The sequence below is a fragment of the Caulobacter zeae genome (genome assembly GCF_002858925.1).
Lineage (GTDB): Bacteria > Pseudomonadota > Alphaproteobacteria > Caulobacterales > Caulobacteraceae > Caulobacter > Caulobacter zeae.
The window spans coordinates 93,859-110,518 of sequence record NZ_PJRS01000049.1 but is presented as its reverse complement, the minus strand read 5'-3'; the positions used below and the strand labels follow the sequence as shown (position 1 = coordinate 110,518).

Below are 16,660 nucleotides of genomic sequence, written 5' to 3'. Positions count from 1 at the left end.
GCCATGGCACGGGAAATCATCCTCGACACCGAAACCACCGGCTTCGATCCGAAGACGGGCGACCGCCTGGTCGAAATCGGCTGCATCGAGGTGGTGGACTACATGCCCACCGGCCGGTCGTTCCATGAGTATTGCGACCCGCTGCGCGACATGCCGGCCGAGGCCGAGAAGGTGCACGGCCTGTCGGCCGCCTTCCTGACCGGCAAGCCGAAGTTCCATGAGATCGCCGACAAGTTCCTGGAATTCGTCGGCGACAGCGTCGTCGTCGCCCACAACGCTTCGTTCGACCGCAGCTTCGTCAATTTCGAGCTGGAGAAGTGCGGTCGTCCCCCGCTGCCGGAGGAGCGCTGGGTCGACACCCTGGCCATGGCCAAGAAGCGCTTTCCGGGCATGTACAACTCGCTCGACGCGCTCTGTAAGCGCTTCAAGATCAGCCTCGACAGCCGCGACAAGCACGGGGCGCTGATCGACTCCCACCTGCTGGCCGAGGTCTATCTCGAACTGCAAGGCGGCAAGGAGCGCGCGCTCGAACTGACCCACGCCGTGGCGGTGAACGCGGTGAGCGCCGCCCGCGCCGGCGGCTACGGCGCCCGCCCGCGCCCCCTGCCCTTCCGCTCGACCGACGCCGAGCGCGCGGTGCACGCCGATTGGGTCAAGTCGACCCTGAAGGACAAGGCCGTCTGGCTGAAGTTCGCCCTGCCCGAGCTGGCGCCGGCTTCCGAGTAGCCCTTCTCCCATAGGGAGAAGGTGGCGGCCCCAGGCCGTCGGATGAGGGGTTAGGGACTGAAGACGGCGTGCCGGCACGCCGGTTGACGGCGTAACCCCTCACCCTCCCATGCTGCGCATGGGCCCCTCCCTCTCCCTCTGGGAGAGGGTTAGACCTTCAGATCCGCCGTCACCGGGGCGTGGTCGCTGGGGCGTTCCCACTCGCGTACGTCGTCATGGACCCGCGAGGAGACCTTGCCGTCGACGATGGCCGCGTCGCGCAGGCCGGGGCTGGCCAGAATATGGTCCAGGCGCAGGCCGCGGTTGGACTTGCGGAAGTCGGTGGCGCGGTAGCTCCACCAGGAAAACAGCTTTTCCGGCTCGGGCACGGCCAGGCGCGGCAGGTCCAGCAGGTCCATCGACTTGATCAGGGCGTCGAAGGCCTCGAGCTCGGCCGGGGTGTGGCTGACCACCTTCAGCATCTGGCGGTGGCTCCAGACGTCGTTCTCGCCGGGCGCGATGTTGAGGTCGCCGGTGACGATGAGCGGAGCCTTTGGATCACGCTTCTTGAGGGCGGCCGTCAGGGTCTCGTAGAAATCCAGCTTGTGGTCGAACTTGGGGTTGGCGACGCGGTCGGGCAGGTCGCCACCGGCCGGGATGTAGAAGTTCTGGATCTCGACGCCGGCCACCTTCACCGCCACGCAGCGGGCGTGACCCTCGCGGCAGTTCATCAGGGTGGGGACGTCCTCGATCGGCAGCCTCGAGGCGATGGCCACGCCGTGCCAGCCCTTCTGGCCGGCGATCTTGATATGCGGCAGGCCCATGGCCTCGAAGGCCTCGCGCGGGAACTCGCCGTCCTGGCACTTGATCTCCTGCATGCACAGGACATCGGGGGCGGCTTCGTCGACGAAGCGGGCGGCCTGCTCGGCGCGCAGGCGGACGGAATTGACGTTCCAGGTGGCGATACGGAGGCGCATGCCGCTCCCCTACCTGCACCGCTCGCCGACCACAAAGAAAAACGCCCGGACACGCGAGGCGTCCGGGCGAAAGTCAGGTCTCTCATGCCGCCGCCGGGAGGGGATAGATCCGGCACGGTTTGCGAAGAGCGGGTCGGGCGCTCATCGCCATGCGTGATAAAAGTGCCACGCCGAAACTTTTAGTCAAGCGAAAAACCGCTTATCTATTGCATGTTGTGAGAATGTCACAAACCGACCGGCTTGCACGGATGTCAGCCGGTCGCCGGCTTGCCCGTGCGGCGGCGCGGATCGGTCAACACGAACAGCTTCGGATCGATGGCGCCGACCTTGTCGAGGCCCGACAGGCGCACGCGGGTCTGGCCGCCCTTCACGTCGCTGATGGTCCAGCCGATCAGCTCGGGCGCGCTGCTGAAGTTCATCTCCAGCCGGCTCAGGGTCTGGCGCTTGGCGTCCTGGGCGACGATCGTGAAGCCGTCGGCCAGCTTGCGCACGCTGGTGATCTTCACGCCGCGGTCCAGGCGCACCTCGCGCGCCAGCAGCAGGGCCAGCGGCGTGCGGCTGAGCGGATAGCTCTCGAAGGTCTTCAGGCGGCTGTCGAAGATGTTGACGTTATTGCCGTTGCTGACGACCAGCAGGCCGTTGGGGCCGTCATACTCGAAGCGCGCCTTGCCTGGACGTTGCAGCCACAGGGTGCCCTGGGTGGTCACGCCGCGCGGATCGGTCTGCACGAAGCGACCCTTGGCGTTGGACAGGCCCTGGATGTAGGCCGTGGCCTTGGCGATCAGCGCCTTGTCCTCGTCCGACAGTTCCTGGGCCAGGGTCGGCGCGCCGAAGGCGGCGGCCATCAGGCCCGCGCCGCCGGCGGCGATCAGGGTGCGACGGTTCATGGTGGTCTGCGTCATGCGAACTCCTTCACCTCCACCTTTGCCCTGTGCGCGCGTCGCGGGAAAGGCCATGGAAGGGCCCTTTTCCGGCGCTGCGATGAAGGGCCGTTCAGGTTGGGGCTGAAGGGAACGCCGCCGAACGGTCGAGGTTTCGCGGCGAAGTGGGGTCAGGCCGCCTTCTTGGCGTCCTTGTCCTTCTTGGCCTTCTTGTCCTTCTTCGGCTTGTCGGCCTTTTCCGCCTTGTCCTTCTTGGCCTTCGGCTCGGGACGGGGCGCGGTCAGGTCGACGGCGGCCATCTCGGCCAAGAGGTCGAGGAAGCCGTCGCGCTTGCCGGCCTTCAGCAGCGACAGGATGCGGGCGTCGGCGGCGGCCACGCGCGGCAGGCTCTCTTCCAGGATCAGGCGGCCGGCCTGCGTGAGGCGCACGGAGTTGGCGCGGGCGTCCTGTTCCGAACGCTGACGTTCCAGGTGGCCCTTGGCGATCATCCGGGCGACCATGTCGGCCAGGGTCGAGCGGTCGATGCCGGTGGCCTTCACCAGGCCCGTCTGGGTGACGCCCTCGTGCTGGGCCACGGCGGCCAGCACCGCGAACTGGCGCTGGGTGATCGCGCCGGCGCCGGTTTCTTCCACATAGATGTCGAGGGCGGTCTGCAGCACCCGGTGCAACAGGTGGCTGGGCGAGCGGTCCAGCACCCCGACCTCGCGCGCCGCGGTCTTGTCGCTCTTGTGCTTGGCCATGTCGTCCGCCCCCGTTTCCGCTGACGGACGTCCAGCTAGCACGCTAACGCGTCGGTTTGACGACAGATGGTCCGTGGTCGGTGGATCAGTCTCGGCCGGATCGACGCGGCGTCAGGTAACCGGAGGCTCTGGCATCTTCTCTTCTTCGGGCTTGGCCAGATGCTTCAGGAAGAAGGGCACCTGGGTCAGCGAGAACAGGACGGCCAGGAGCGCCAGGCCAGGGAACTTGAACCACACCCAGACCGTGTCGCTCTGGGTGCGCCAGACCACTTCGTTGGCGGCGGCGGCGACCAGGAAATAACAGGCGTAGCGGATCGTCAGCGTGCGCCAAGCCGCGTCGTCCATGTGCAACGCTTCGCCCAGCAGCACTTTCAGCGGATTCTTTGCGAACAGCAGGCCGCCGAACAGGAAGGCGGCATAGGCTATGTTTAGCACTGTGGGCTTGATTTTCAGCAGCCGCGGATCGTGGAAGACCAGCGCGAGCCCGCCGAACACCAGTGCGCCGAGGCCGGCGATCAGCGGCATCGGCGCCAGGCGCTTCTCGACTGCGAAGCCGAAGGCCAGAGCGATGGCCGAGGCCACGACCAGCACCCAAGTGGCCGTGGTCATGCTCTTGGTTACCAGGAAGCCGACGAGGAAGGCCAGCAGGGGGCCGTAGTCGACCGTATGACGAACCCAGCCGGCCGACTTGGGTTTAGGGGCTTCAGGACGGGTCACGCGGCTAGTCCTCCAGCCCGACCAGCGAGCGCGAGAAGGCGCGGGCGTCGAACGGCTGCAGGTCGTCGATCCCCTCGCCGACGCCGATCAGCTTGATCGGGCTGTCCGAGGCGCGGGCCACGGGGATCAGCACGCCGCCGCGGGCGGTGCCGTCCAGCTTGGTCATGACGATGCCGGAAACGCCGACGCTGTTGCCGAACACCTTTTCCTGGGCCAGGGCGTTGCGGCCGACGGTGGCGTCGAGCACCAGCAGGGTCTCGTGCGGGTAGTCGGGATCGACCTTCTTGACCACGCGGATGACCTTGAGCAGCTCGTCCATCAGGCCCTGCTTGTTCTGCAGGCGGCCGGCGGTGTCGATCAGCACGACGTCGTAGCCTTCGGCCTTGGCGCGCTCGACAGCCTCGAAGGCCAGGGCGGCGGCGTCGCTGCCGGTGGGCTTGGACATGAAGTCGGCGCCGGCCCGGTCGGCCCACACCTTCAGCTGCTCGACGGCGGCGGCGCGGAAGGTGTCGCCGGCGGCGATCAGGACGCGGGCGCCCTTCTCCGTCAGGTCGGCGGCGATCTTGCCCAGGGTCGTGGTCTTGCCCGAGCCGTTGACGCCGATGAACAGCACGACATAGGGGCGTGGGCCGTCCAGCGGGTCGAAGCGGCCTTCACGGTCGGCCAGTTCGGCGGTGATCAGCTCGGCGAGGGCCTCCTTGACCTCGCGGTCGCTCGAGGCCTTGCCGAAGCGAGCCTTGCCGAAGGCGTCGGTGATGCGGGCGGCGATCTGCGGGCCGAGGTCGGCCTCGATCAGCATCTCCTCCAGCGCGTCGAGCTGTTCCTGGTCCAGCGGCTTCTTGGTGAAGGCGCCGGTCACCTGCTCGGTCATCGCCTGGGACGACCGGGTGAGGCCGGCCGTGAGACGCTGGAACCAGCCTTGTTTCTGCGAGGGCTTTTCGCTCATCCGCGCTCCTGTAGCGAGGTGGGTGGAAAAGTGAAGACGCGATTTACGATTCAGGGTTAGCGCCACGGAAGCGTGAACGGTTGCGCTTGGCCCCGGAGCATGGCGTCTAGAGACCATGGATCCCTTGGCCGCCGCCCTGTTCTGGCTCGACTACGCCGCCGTCGCCGTGTTCGGCGCGACCGGCGCGCTGGCCGCCGCGCGACGCAAGCACGACATCGTCACCTTCGGTTTCTTCGCCGCCATCACCGGCGTGGGCGGCGGCACGCTGCGCGACCTGCTGATCGGCGCGCCCGTCTTCTGGATCCAGAAGCCCAGCTACATCCTGGCCTGCCTGGCCGCCGCCCTGGTGATCTGGCTGCTGGGCCAGCGCGGCTGGCGGTTTCGAGCCCTGCTGTGGCTCGACGCCCTGGGCATGGCCGCCTACGCCGTGGTCGGCACCGCGAAAGCCCTGAGCCTGGGCGTGCATCCCTTCACCTCGGTGATCATGGGCGTGCTCACGACGGCCTTCGGCGGGGTGGTGCGCGATGTGCTGGCCGAGGAGCCCAACCTCTTGCTACGCCGCGAGATTTACATCACCGCCGCCCTGCTAGGCGCTGCCGTGTTCGCGATCCTGCAATGGCTGAATGTCGGCTTCTGGCCGGCCGGGATCGCCGGGTTCATCGCGGCTTTCGGACTGCGCGCCTGCGCCATCAAGTTCGGCTGGAGCCTGCCCGGGTTCATGGGCGGGGAAGAGAAGCCTTAGCTCCTCCCTCGCGAAGCGGGGGAGGTGGCGCGGCGCTATCAGCGCTGTGACGGAGGGGGCGAGGGCCGGCACAGAGCCCAGTCTCGCCCCCTCCACCGCTTCGCGGTCCCTCTCCCCCGTTGCACGGGGGAGGAGTTGGCGTTCACGTATCGAAATCGGGATGCTGCCTCGACACCACCGGGCTCGCCGATCCGCCCATCGGCGAGCGCACCGGCATGTCGGCCAGATGCTCCATCCAGGCCGGCCGAGTGTCGATCGCCAACTGCACCACGGGCTCAACGGCCGACGGATCGTCGAAGGCGAAGACGGCCAGGTCGATCTTCTCCTGGCTCCATTCGTAGGTCAGCGGCGCGCCGCAGGCGGCGCAGAAGCCGCGGCGGATGGCGTCGGAGCTCTGGAAGGTCGCGCGCTCGCCCCGGGTCCAGGTCAGATCGGCCTGACTTACCGTCACCAGAGCGCCGAAAGGGCCGCCGAACGCCTTCTGGCACATCCGGCAATGGCAGATGGAGGCGCGGCCGGGCTGGCCCTCGACCCGAAACCGCACCGCGCCGCACTGGCAGCCGCCGCTCAAGCCCATGATCCTCTCCGCAAGCAGGGCGGCAACAGAGGTCAGATCCCGCGTGACAGCAAGGCCCGACGTGGTGTTGAACGGACGCAGTAATGCGTTCGAGTTAGTAAAACGTGAGAAAATACAACTGCTTCGATAGGGCGTACCGATTCCTCTCGCGCAAGGCGGAGGGATCGATGAAGGGCTGGGGACTGGTTCTGGCGACGGCGCTCCTGGCGGCGCCGGCCGTGGCGCTGGCCGATCCGTGCGAAGGCGCCCTGCCCGCGCCCGGCGCGCGCTTCGATGGTCCTGTCCGCTATGTCGGCGACGGCGACAGCCTGTGCGTCGGCAGGAGCAGCGATCCGTCGACCTGGATCGAGGTGCGGATCTCCGACTTCTACGCTCCGGAGCTGCATTCGGCCGGCGGCCGGGCGGCCAAGACCATGCTCGAGGACGTGGTCTGGCGGCAGTACCTGCAATGCCGGGCGATCAAGCACTCCTACGACCGGGTGGTGGCCCGCTGCACCATCGACGGCGCCTCGCTGGGCGACCTGCTGCGCGCGCGCGGCGGCGTCGAGGGCGGCAACGGCCGGGGCGGTCGCCGCTAGGTCTTCGGCGTCAGCAGGAAGGTCACGCGATAGCCGTCGTGGTCCGACAGGACCGGCTCGTGGGCGCCGTCGAAGGTGGCCTCGACGCGGGTCGGCGTGACATCGACCTCGTCGCCGTCGAGGAAGCCGATCAGGTCCTGGGTGTCGAGCCAGGGCGCGTCGCCGTCGTAGGAGATCTGGGTGTCGCAGGCGCCCGGCAGGTTGTGGCACCAGCGGCTGACCACCTCGAACGGATAGTCGGCCATCACGTAGTCGAACCGATCGGGCGCATGCATGACGTTGAAGTCGCCGCCGACGATCAGCGGCGCGCCCGGCGTGCGGTCGGCGGCCATGAAGCGCTTGAACTCGTCGGCCTGCAGGTGGTGGGCCATGCGGTTGCGCGACCGGGGCACGCGCGAGGCGCCCTTGGAATTGAGGTGTGTGTCGGCCACCTCGACCGGAGTCGGCAGGCCCGGCACGTTGAGGCTGACCAGCATCACGCCCTTGTTGGCCAGGCAGTCCAGGCCCGCGCAGTAGCGATAGGCATGCGACTTCACGTCCTCGATCGGGTGGTTGCTCAGCACCCAGAGTCCGCTGGAGCCCCACTTGCCCAGCCCCTCGCCCCGCCAGCGATAGGCCACGCGGCGATAGTCGGGCTTGTCGCCCTTGGCCCACAGACTGGCGTCGCGCTGTTTCCGCTTGGGACCGCGCGCCACGTAGGGGTAGCCCGAGCGGTCGATCAGCTCGCCGATCTCCTTGCGGAAGCCCTCCTGGATCAGGACGACGTCGGGCTCGGTTCCCTCAGCGCGCATTTTGGCCAGTTCGTCGCCGATCTTCTTCAGCGCCTCGCCGCGACCCTTCTTCACCGGCCAGGGCAGGCCGGCGACGTTGTAGGTCATGACGCTGAAGGTGACCGACGCATCCTGCGCCTGGGCCGCCGCCGGGGCGGCGAGCAGGGCGGCGAGGACGACCGCGAGAAGGCGCCTCAAGCGGCCCGCTCGGCGATCACGCGGGCGCCGTCATGGCCGGTGACGCGGAAGGCCACGATCTCGCCGGCCGGCGCTTCGCCGGTGAAGGCGATCTCGGTGAAGTCTTCGGCGCGCGCCAGGCCGTCGCGCTCGACCAGGCCCGGCAGCACGCGGCCGACCTGGGCGGCCAGGTGGCGTTCCAGGCCGCGCTGGCCGGCTTCGCGCAGGCGCTTAGCGCGGTCCTTGATCACCGGGCCCTTCACCGGCGGCATCCGCGCGGCCGGCGTGCCGGGGCGGGCGCTGTAGGGGAAGACGTGAAGGAAGGCCAGGCCAGCCTCCTCGACGAGGCGCACGGTGTTCTCGAAGGCCTCCTCGCTCTCGGTCGGGAAGCCGGCGATCAGGTCGGCGCCGAAGGCCACGTCCGGCCGCACGGCCCGCACGCTGGCCACCAGGTTCAGGGCGTCGGTGCGATTGTGCCGGCGCTTCATGCGCTTGAGGATCAAATCATCGCCTGCCTGCAAGGACAGGTGCAGGTACGGCATCAGCCGCGGTTCTTCGGCGAACAGCTTCAGAAGATCCGGATCGATCTCGGCGGCGTCGATCGACGACAGGCGCAGGCGCGGCAGGTCGGGGACCATGCGCAGGATGCGGCCCACCAGCTGGCCCAGGGTCGGCTCGCCCGGCAGGTCGGCGCCCCACGAGGTGACGTCGACGCCGGTCAGCACGACCTCGCGATAGCCCTCGGCGGCCAGCTTGCGGACCTGCTCGACCACCTCGCCGGCCGGGGCCGAGCGCGAGTTCCCGCGGCCATAGGGGATGATGCAGAAGGTGCAGCGGTGATCGCAGCCGTTCTGCACCTCGACATAGGCGCGGGCGCGGTCCTTCAGGCCATCGATCAGGTGACCGGCGGTCTCCTTGACCGACATGATGTCGTTGACCCGCACGCGGGTTGTGGTCTCGACCAGGGCGCCGGGGGCGGCCTTTTCGGCGTTGCCGAGCACCAGGTCGACTTCCGGCATGGCGGCGAAGGCGGCCGGATCGATCTGGGCGGCGCAGCCGGTGACGATGATCCGCGCGTCCGGGCGCTCGCGGCGGGCCTTGCGGATCGCCTGGCGCGCCTGGCGCACGGCCTCGTTGGTCACCGCGCAGGTGTTGAACACCACGGCGTCAGACAGGCCGTCTGCAGCGGCGCGGGCGCGCATGGCCTCGCTCTCGTAGGCGTTCAGGCGGCAGCCGAAGGTGACGACGTCGACGCCGTTGGCGCCGGGCATGGTCACGGCCGGACCGCCTTCCTCGCCAACCTCGGGCTTGGGCTTCGGCTGGGCCTTGATGACGGTGTAGACGCTCATGACGCCATGAACGCCGCGAAGGCGTCCTTCCAGTCGTCGTGCCAGCGCGACAGGGCCGGGCGGTTCTCGATGACGTCGCCCATGGCCCAGGCCATGCGCTTTTCGTCCAGGGCGCGCGGCACGTCGTTGTCCGGGCACAGGATGTAGAAGTCGCCGGCGGCGATGCGGGCCAGCATGAAGTGGACGACTTGCTCAGCTGTCCAGGCCGCGTCGGGCTTGCCGCCCGGGCCGCGCTTGGTCATGCCGGTGAAGGTATAGCCGGGGATCAGCAGGTGGGCGCTGACCTGGCAGTCGACGATCTCGCGCAGGGTGTGGGCCAGGCCCTCGGTGAGCGCCTTCACCGCCGACTTGGAAACGTTGTAGGCCGTGTCGCCCGGCGGCTGGGTGATGCCCTGCTTGGAGCCGGTGTTGATGATCAGGCCCGGATGGCCGCTCTCGGCCATCTCCTCGCCGAACACCTGGACGCCGTTGATCACGCCCCACAGGTTGACGTCCAGGATGCGCTTCCAGGCGTCGTCGCCCGAGAAGGCGTCGCCGCCGCCGCCCACGCCGGCGTTGTTCATCAGCACGTCGACGGTGCCGAAGCGCTTGATCGCGACGTCGCGCAAGGCCTCGACGGCGGCGCGGTCGGCCACGTCGGTGGGCACGGCCAGGGCGCCGATGGCCTCGGCCTCTGCTTTAAGCTTGCGGCCGGTGACGTCGGCCATGACGACGTTGAGGCCCAGTTCGACGAAGGCCTTGGCGGCGGCCAGGCCGATGCCGTCGGCCGCGCCGGTGACGACGGCGGTTTTGCCGGGCGCGAGGGCGGGGTGCAGCTCGCTCATGCGCTGACGGTCTCGGGCAGCTTGCCGGTGAACTCCAGGGCCACCGGGCCGGTCATGATCACGTGGCCGTCGGCCTCGCGCCATTCGATGACCAGCGGGCCGCTCTCGAACTCGACGGTGGCGGTGCGGTCGGTCAGGCCGCGACGCACGGCGGCGACCTGGGCGGCGCAGGCGCCGGTGCCGCAGGCGGCGGTCAGGCCGGCGCCCCGCTCCCAGACCTTCAGCTTGATGTGGTCGCGCGAGACGACGTGGGCGAAGCCGACATTGACGCCTTCCGGAAACAGCGGGTGGTGCTCGACCAGGCTGCCGGTCTTTTCGGCGAACTCGTCGCTCACCGGGGCGTCGACGAAGAACACCACGTGCGGATTGCCCATCGAGACGCAGACCGGTGTGTGCACCCACGGGGCGTCGATCGGGCCGACCTGTAGCTCCACCCGGGCGGTGTCCATCTCTTCGGCCAGCGGGATCTGTTCCCACGACAGGCGCGGCGGCCCCATATCGACCGTGACGCGCTTGTCGCCGGCCATGACGCCCGACAGGCGTCCGGCCACGGTGTCGAAGGCCACCTCGTTCTTGCCGCCCGACTGCATCAGGAGCCAGGCCACGCAGCGGGTGCCGTTGCCGCAGGCCCCGGCTTCCTCGCCGTCGGCGTTCCAGAAGCGCACATAGGCCGAGGCGCCTTGCGCCTTGGGCGGATCGATGGCCACCACCTGGTCGCAGCCGATCCCGCCCTGGCCGCGTTTGGCGATCGCGCGGATCTCCTCGGCGGAGGGTTCGAACGGCTGGGTGAGGGTCTCGATGACGACGAAGTCGTTGCCGAGCCCGTTCATCTTCAGGAAGGTGCGGCTCATGGCCGGGCTATATAGTCGAAAGCGACGCAAAATGCACCGCAGCGGGACGACGCAGTGAGATGACGGCCAAGGATGTTCGCGAGGAACTAACCCGCGCCATGCAAGAGCGCCGGCTCATGCGCTTTCACCGGCGTTTCGAGGACGGCTGGGTCAACGGCTACGTGGTCGGCATCGGGCCCGAGTTCCTGATGCTCTGCGAGATCAGCGACCACATCCACTTCAACGGCTTCGGCTGCTACCGACTGGCCGACGTCAAGAACCTGCGGCCCGCGCCCTATCCCGAGTTCATCGAGGCGGCCCTCGAAAAGCGCGGCGAGATCCAGCCCGAGACGCCGGCGGTGGCGCTCAACAGCATCGGCGACATCCTGGCCACCGCCGGGCGACTGTTCCCGGTGGTCACGGTCCATGCCGAGATCGACAAGCCGAACGTCTGCTATATCGGCGCGATCATCAGCGTCGAAGGCGGGGTGGTGTGGATGCAGGACATCGACCCGGGCGCCGTCTGGGAGCTCGAACCGACGGCGCGCCAGCTCGACACCATGACGCGGGTCGATTTCGGCGGCGGCTACGAGACGGCGCTGGCCCTGGTCGGCGGTTCCCCGCCCGCGCCGGTGGAAGCCAAGCGCGCGCCGTTGCGCCTGGTCGCCGACAATGGCTGAGCGCGAACCGGCGGATCTTCGCCTGCGGGCCCGCTTGAGGGCGCTCTATCACGGCGCCTCGCCGACGGCGGTGCGGTTCCGCTATGCGGTGATCCTGATCGACCTGATCATCATCGCCTTCTTCATCGCCGCGCCGCTGATGCACCACCACGGGGTGACCTTCTACCTGCTGGACTACGGGGTGGCGACGTTCCTGGCCGCGGATCTCGTGGCCCGCGCCATCGCCCACGGCGACATCAAGTCCTGGCTGAAGAAGCCGATCACCTGGATCGACCTCTTCGTGCTGGCCACGCTGATGTTCCCCGCCTGGCTGTTCAACTTCGGCTTCCTTCGGGTGGTGCGGCTGTGGACCCTGGTGCACAGCGAGTTCTTCTGGCGCACCGTGGCGCGGCGCTACGACGACACCCGCATCGAGGACATCACCCGCGCGGCCTCGTCGCTGCTGACCTTCGTCTTCGTGGTGACGGGCTTCGTCTATTCCAGCTTCGCGGGCCGGCACGAGGGGATCGCCGGCTATGTCGACGCGCTCTACTTCACCGTCACCAGCCTGACGACCACGGGCTACGGCGACGTCACCCTGCCGGGCGTCTGGGGCAAGCTCCTGTCGATGGCGGTGATGATCGGCGGGGTGTCGCTGTTCATCGGCCTGATCCAGTCGATCCTGCGGCCGCACAAGGTGACCTTCCCCTGCCCCGACTGCGGCCTGCGCAAGCACGACCCGGACGCGGTGCACTGCAAGGCCTGCGGCCGGCTGCTGTGCATTCCCGACGACGGAGCCCCGTAACTCTATCCCGAGGTCAAAAATGGCCTAGTCAGCGCGCGGAATGGCATTAACGTCCCCCGCCATGCTGACGCTCCGCTCCGTTTCCCCCGCCGCCCTGGCGCTTGCCCTCCTCGCCGCCGGCCCCGCCCGCGGCCAGGAGGCCGCCGACCCTCACCTGGCGCTGGAAGGCGTCGAGACGCCGTCTTCGCTGGACTGGGTCAAGGCCGAGAACGCCAAGACCCTGCCCGTCCTGACCGGCGACAAGCGCTACCAGGGCCTGCACGATGCGGCCCTGAAGGTGCTGGCCGCCAAGGACCGCATCGCCGCCCCGACCTTCATCGGGACCAGCGTGTTCAATTTCTGGCAGGACGCCGACCACGTGCGCGGCGTCTGGCGGCGCACCAGCCTGGAGAGCTACCGCTCGGCCGATCCCAAGTGGGAGACGGTGATCGACCTGGACGCCCTGGCCAAGGCGGAAGGCAAGAACTGGATCTGGAAGGGCGCCGACTGCCGCCCCAAGACCCATGACCGGTGCCTGATCAACCTGTCGAACGGCGGCAAGGACGCCGTCGAGGTGCGCGAGTTCGACCTGGCTGCGAAGAGCTTCGTCAAGGACGGCTTCTTCCTGCCCGAGAGCAAGCAGACCATCGACTGGCTGGACGCCGACACCCTGATCCTGACCCGCGACTGGGGCGCGGGCACGACCACCGACAGCGGCTACGGCATGGTGGTCAAGACCCTCAAGCGCGGCCAGTCGCTTAGCGAGGCCGTCGAGGTGTTCCGCGGCGAGAAGGCCGACGTCAGCGCCCGCCCGCACGTGCTGCGCGACGCCAAGGGCAATCGCGTGGTGCTGATCGAGCGCGCCACCGACTTCTTCCACACCAAGACCTTCCTGCTCGACGACGCCGGCAAGGCGACGCAGCTGCCGATCCCCGAGCGCTCGTCTATCCGCGGCATGGTCGGCGGCGATCTGATCCTGACGGTCGAGGAGCCCTGGAACTACGAACCGATGCCGTCGCTGGGCCGCAACTTCCCGGCCGGCTCGCTGGTTTCGGTCAGCCCCAAGGCCCTGCTGCCCAAGCCGGCGGCAGCCAAGGACGACATCGTCATCAGCAACGACTGCGACCCCTGCACGATCTTCGCGCCCGGCGCGCGCCAGTCGATCGATCAGGTGGCGGTGACCGACAACCGCGTCGTGGCGGTGGTCTACGACAACGTCAAAGGCGGCATCCGCAGCTTCAGCGACCACGGCGAGTTCGGCTGGCGCAGCCAGGGCCTGCCAGGCCTCGACAACGCCGCCGTCTCGATCGTCGCCACGGCCGACAGTGGCGACCAGGTGTTCTACACGGTCGAGGGTTTCTTCACCCCGACCCAGCTGAAGCTGGCCGACGCGACCAGGACCGGCGCCGAGACGGTCAAGACCCTGCCGGCGCGCTTCGACGCCTCCAAGCTGCAAGTCGAGCAGAAGGAAGCGACCTCCAAGGATGGGACCAAGGTCCCCTACTTCCTGGTCAGCCAGAAGGGCGCCAAGCTCGACGGCTCGGCCCCGACCTTGTTGCACGCCTATGGCGGCTTCCAGCTGTCGAAGCTGCCGGTCTACGACCCGCTGATCGGCAAGCTGTGGCTCGAGCGCGGCGGTTCCTACGCGGTGGCCAACATCCGGGGCGGCGGCGAGTTCGGTCCGGCCTGGCACGAGGCGGCGCTGAAGGCCAACCGCCAGCGGGCCTATGACGACTACTTCGCCGTGGCCGAGAACCTGATCTCGACCAAGGTCACCAGCCCGCGTCACCTGGGCGCGTATGGCCGGAGCAACGGCGGCCTCTTGATGGGCGTTGCTTTGACCCAGCGGCCCGACCTCTGGAACGCCGTGGTGGTGGAAAGCCCGCTGCTGGACATGATCCGCTACACCAAGCTGCCGGCCGGGGCGTCGTGGATCGGCGAGTATGGCGACCCGGACAAGCCCGAAGAACGCGCCTGGATCCAGGCGTACAGCCCGTACCAGAACCTGAAGGCCGGGGTGAAATACCCGCTGGCCTACATCACCACCTCGACCAAGGACGACCGGGTCCATCCCGGTCACGCCCGCAAGTTCTCGGCCCGCCTGGCCGATCTTGGGCAGCCCTACATGTACTACGAGAACACCGACGGCGGTCACGCCAACGGGGCGGACCCGGCGGCCAACGCCAAGCGCTGGGCCCTGCACTACACCTACCTGTCGCGCCAGCTGATGGATCACTAGATGCGTAAGCTCACCCTGGCCCTCTTCGCCGCCACGAGCCTCATGACCGTTTCCGCCCACGCCGCTCCCGACACCGCGCCCGCCGCTGCCGCCGCCCGCACCCCGCTGACCGAGCTGGGCAAGGACGATCCCTACATCTGGATGGAGGAGATAGAGGGCCAGCGCGCGCTCGACTGGGCCAAGGCCCAGAACGACCGCAGCCTGCCGATCCTGCAGGGCGATGCGCGCTACGCCGGCCTGCACGACGCGGCCCTGACCATCGTCAACGCCAAGGACCGCATCCCGGGCGTGTCGTTCGTCGCCGAGGACGACCTGCGGAACTACTGGCAGGACGCCGACCACGTGCGCGGCGTCTGGCGCACCACCACCCTGGCTAGCTACCGCACGGCGCAGCCGGCCTGGTCGACGATCCTCGACCTCGACGCCCTGGCCAAGGCCGAGGGCAAGAACTGGGTCTGGAAGGGCGCCGACTGCCTGGCCCCGGAAAGCCGGTATTGCCTGGTCTCGCTGTCGAACGGCGGCAAGGACGCCGTGGTCGTGCGCGAGTACGACACCAAGACCAAGACGTTCGTCGCCGGCGGCTTCGAGCTGCCCGAGGGCAAGCACCGGTTCGACTGGATCGACAAGGACACCCTGATCGTCGCCACCGACTGGACCCCGGGCGAGGTGACGACGTCGGGCTATCCCTACGTGGTCAAGCTGGTCAAACGCGGTCAGCCCCTGTCGGCCGCCAAGGAGGTCTACCGCGGCGCCAAGGACGACGGCGGCTATGGCGTGAGCCCTTACGCCCTGCGCGACCATGACGGCGTGGTGCGGGCGGTGTTCGTGCTGCGCCCGCTCGACACCTTCAACGCCGAGACCCACCTGGTGGTCGGCGAGACGACGGTGAAGCTGCCCTTCCCGCTGAAGTCGTCGATCCAGGCCCTGGTCAAGGGCCAGCTGGTGTTCAGCGTCGAGCAGGACTGGGCCGAGCAGGGCCTGAAGACCGGCGACCTGGCCGCCTTCGACCTCGCCGCCCTGAAGGCCGATCCGGCCAAGGCGAAAGCCAAGCTGATCCTGCACCCCACGGCCCGCGAGTCCGTCCAGGGCGTCAACGCCACCCGCGACCGCCTGGTCGTGGCCCTGTTCGAGAACGTCAAGGGCGCGGCCTATGCCTACGACGTCAAGGACGGCGCCTGGAGCCGCACCAAGCTCGACCTGCCGGCCAACTCGACGGTCAGCCTGGGTTCGGCGTCCGACAAGGACGACCGCATCTTCGTCAGCGTGACCGGCTACCTGACCCCCACGACCTACTGGCTGGCCGACGCGGCCACCGGCAAGCTCGACCAGGTCAAGGCCGCTCCAGCCAAGTTCGACGCCTCGACCCACGTGGTCGAGCAGTTCGAGGCCACCTCGAAGGACGGGACCAAGATCCCGTACTTCCTGGTCCGCCCGAAGAACACCAGGTACGACGGCTCGACCCCGACCCTGCTCTACGCCTACGGGGGCTTCCAGGCGTCGATGACGCCGGGCTATTCGCCCACCATGGGCAAGCTGTGGCTCGAGCGAGGCGGCGCCTATGTGGTGGCCAATATCCGCGGCGGCGGCGAGTTTGGTCCCAGCTGGCACGAGCAGGGCCTGAAGGCCAACCGCCAGCGGGTCTATGACGACTTCTTCGCGGTGTCCGAGGACCTGATCGCCCGCAAGATCACCTCGCCGCGCCGGCTTGGGATCATGGGCGGGTCGAACGGCGGCCTGCTGATGGGCGTCGCCCTGACCCAGCGTCCGGAGCTCTACAACGCCATCGTCATCCAGGTGCCGCTGTTCGACATGGTCCGCTACAGCCAGATCGGCGCGGGCTCGTCGTGGATGGGCGAGTACGGCGATCCGCAGATCCCGTCCGACCTGGCGGTGATCGAGAAGTACTCGCCCTACCAGAACCTCAAGGCCGGCCAGAAGTATCCCGAGGTGTTCATCGAGACCTCGACCAAGGACGACCGCGTCCACCCGGCCCACGCCCGCAAGGCGGCGGCCAGGCTCGAGGCCCTGGGCTATCCGGTGCTGTATTATGAGAACGTCGACGGCGGTCATGCCGCCAGCGCCAACCTTGCCGAGACCGCCCGCCGGGTGTCGCTCGAATATACGTATCTGACCCGCAAACTGATGGATTGATCACGCAAGGTCCG

17 protein-coding genes are annotated in these 16,660 nt (G+C 68.4%); 7 read left to right on the top strand and 10 right to left on the bottom strand.

Annotation, left to right across the window (positions count from 1 at the left end; translation table 11 throughout):
• Window positions 1–3 precede the first annotated feature (3 nt).
• Entirely contained in the window at window positions 4–726 is a 723-nt protein-coding gene (gene dnaQ / locus SGCZBJ_RS23865; RefSeq protein WP_101720410.1) for a DNA polymerase III subunit epsilon, read from the top strand.
• A gap of 149 nt (window positions 727–875) precedes the next feature.
• Here the strand turns inward: dnaQ and xth are convergent, their stop codons facing one another.
• From xth to ftsY, 5 genes are all read right to left on the bottom strand, one after another.
• Window positions 876–1,682, bottom strand: coding sequence for an exodeoxyribonuclease III (gene xth / locus SGCZBJ_RS23860; protein WP_101720409.1), 807 nt, complete (start codon window positions 1,680–1,682; stop codon window positions 876–878).
• 251 nt (window positions 1,683–1,933) lie between these two features.
• A complete protein-coding gene (locus tag SGCZBJ_RS23855; RefSeq protein ID WP_240621638.1) occupies window positions 1,934–2,527 on the bottom strand; it encodes an outer-membrane lipoprotein carrier protein LolA in 594 nt (197 codons plus the stop codon).
• 206 nt (window positions 2,528–2,733) lie between these two features.
• The gene (locus SGCZBJ_RS23850; protein ID WP_101720407.1) at window positions 2,734–3,303 is read right to left on the bottom strand and encodes a MarR family winged helix-turn-helix transcriptional regulator; all 570 of its coding nucleotides are present in this window, start codon (window positions 3,301–3,303) and stop codon (window positions 2,734–2,736) included.
• 111 nt (window positions 3,304–3,414) lie between these two features.
• Window positions 3,415–4,020, bottom strand: a complete 606-nt coding sequence (locus tag SGCZBJ_RS23845; protein ID WP_101720406.1) for an inner membrane-spanning protein YciB — start codon at window positions 4,018–4,020, stop codon at window positions 3,415–3,417.
• 4 nt (window positions 4,021–4,024) lie between these two features.
• Window positions 4,025–4,966: a signal recognition particle-docking protein FtsY gene (gene ftsY, locus SGCZBJ_RS23840; RefSeq protein WP_101720405.1), complete on the bottom strand. Its 942-nt coding sequence runs from the start codon at window positions 4,964–4,966 to the stop codon at window positions 4,025–4,027.
• Window positions 4,967–5,081: 115 nt separating this feature from the next.
• Between ftsY and SGCZBJ_RS23835 the strand changes: the two genes are divergently transcribed.
• The gene (locus SGCZBJ_RS23835; protein WP_101720404.1) at window positions 5,082–5,708 is read left to right on the top strand and encodes a trimeric intracellular cation channel family protein; all 627 of its coding nucleotides are present in this window, start codon (window positions 5,082–5,084) and stop codon (window positions 5,706–5,708) included.
• 142 nt (window positions 5,709–5,850) lie between these two features.
• Here the strand turns inward: SGCZBJ_RS23835 and SGCZBJ_RS23830 are convergent, their stop codons facing one another.
• The gene (locus SGCZBJ_RS23830; protein ID WP_101720403.1) at window positions 5,851–6,285 is read right to left on the bottom strand and encodes a GFA family protein; all 435 of its coding nucleotides are present in this window, start codon (window positions 6,283–6,285) and stop codon (window positions 5,851–5,853) included.
• Between the two features lie 167 nt (window positions 6,286–6,452).
• On the opposite strand from SGCZBJ_RS23830, the gene SGCZBJ_RS23825 reads away from it, so the two are divergent.
• Window positions 6,453–6,863 (top strand): thermonuclease family protein, encoded by a 411-nt coding sequence (locus SGCZBJ_RS23825; protein ID WP_101720402.1) that lies wholly within the window; start codon window positions 6,453–6,455, stop codon window positions 6,861–6,863.
• On the opposite strand, the gene SGCZBJ_RS23820 is transcribed toward SGCZBJ_RS23825, so the two are convergent.
• The 4 genes from SGCZBJ_RS23820 to dapF are packed head-to-tail and all read right to left on the bottom strand — an operon-like array spanning window position 6,860 to window position 10,834.
• Complete coding sequence (locus SGCZBJ_RS23820) at window positions 6,860–7,831, bottom strand: endonuclease/exonuclease/phosphatase family protein (protein ID WP_240621627.1); 972 nt, start codon at window positions 7,829–7,831, stop codon at window positions 6,860–6,862. The genes SGCZBJ_RS23825 and SGCZBJ_RS23820 overlap by 4 nt on opposite strands.
• Window positions 7,828–9,159, bottom strand: coding sequence for a tRNA (N(6)-L-threonylcarbamoyladenosine(37)-C(2))-methylthiotransferase MtaB (gene mtaB / locus SGCZBJ_RS23815; RefSeq protein ID WP_101720401.1), 1,332 nt, complete (start codon window positions 9,157–9,159; stop codon window positions 7,828–7,830). The genes SGCZBJ_RS23820 and mtaB overlap by 4 nt, the downstream gene beginning before the upstream one ends.
• Window positions 9,156–10,067, bottom strand: a complete 912-nt coding sequence (locus SGCZBJ_RS23810) for an SDR family NAD(P)-dependent oxidoreductase (RefSeq protein ID WP_101720400.1) — start codon at window positions 10,065–10,067, stop codon at window positions 9,156–9,158. Before SGCZBJ_RS23810 ends, mtaB begins: the two co-directional genes overlap by 4 nt.
• Complete coding sequence (dapF, locus tag SGCZBJ_RS23805; protein ID WP_101720399.1) at window positions 9,980–10,834, bottom strand: diaminopimelate epimerase; 855 nt, start codon at window positions 10,832–10,834, stop codon at window positions 9,980–9,982. Before dapF ends, SGCZBJ_RS23810 begins: the two co-directional genes overlap by 88 nt.
• 116 nt (window positions 10,835–10,950) lie before the next feature.
• Here dapF and SGCZBJ_RS23800 point away from each other — a divergent pair, with 116 nt between their 5' ends.
• From SGCZBJ_RS23800 to SGCZBJ_RS23785, 4 genes are all read left to right on the top strand, one after another.
• Window positions 10,951–11,493, top strand: a complete 543-nt coding sequence (locus SGCZBJ_RS23800; protein WP_133149319.1) for a hypothetical protein — start codon at window positions 10,951–10,953, stop codon at window positions 11,491–11,493.
• Window positions 11,486–12,277: an ion channel gene (locus SGCZBJ_RS23795; protein WP_101720397.1), complete on the top strand. Its 792-nt coding sequence runs from the start codon at window positions 11,486–11,488 to the stop codon at window positions 12,275–12,277. The genes SGCZBJ_RS23800 and SGCZBJ_RS23795 overlap by 8 nt, the downstream gene beginning before the upstream one ends.
• Before the next feature lie 61 nt (window positions 12,278–12,338).
• Window positions 12,339–14,495 (top strand): prolyl oligopeptidase family serine peptidase, encoded by a 2,157-nt coding sequence (locus tag SGCZBJ_RS23790; RefSeq protein ID WP_101720396.1) that lies wholly within the window; start codon window positions 12,339–12,341, stop codon window positions 14,493–14,495.
• On the top strand, window positions 14,496–16,646 hold the full coding sequence (locus tag SGCZBJ_RS23785) for a prolyl oligopeptidase family serine peptidase (protein WP_101720395.1): 2,151 nt from the start codon (window positions 14,496–14,498) through the stop codon (window positions 16,644–16,646). It begins immediately after the preceding gene.
• Window positions 16,647–16,660: the final 14 nt, after the last annotated feature.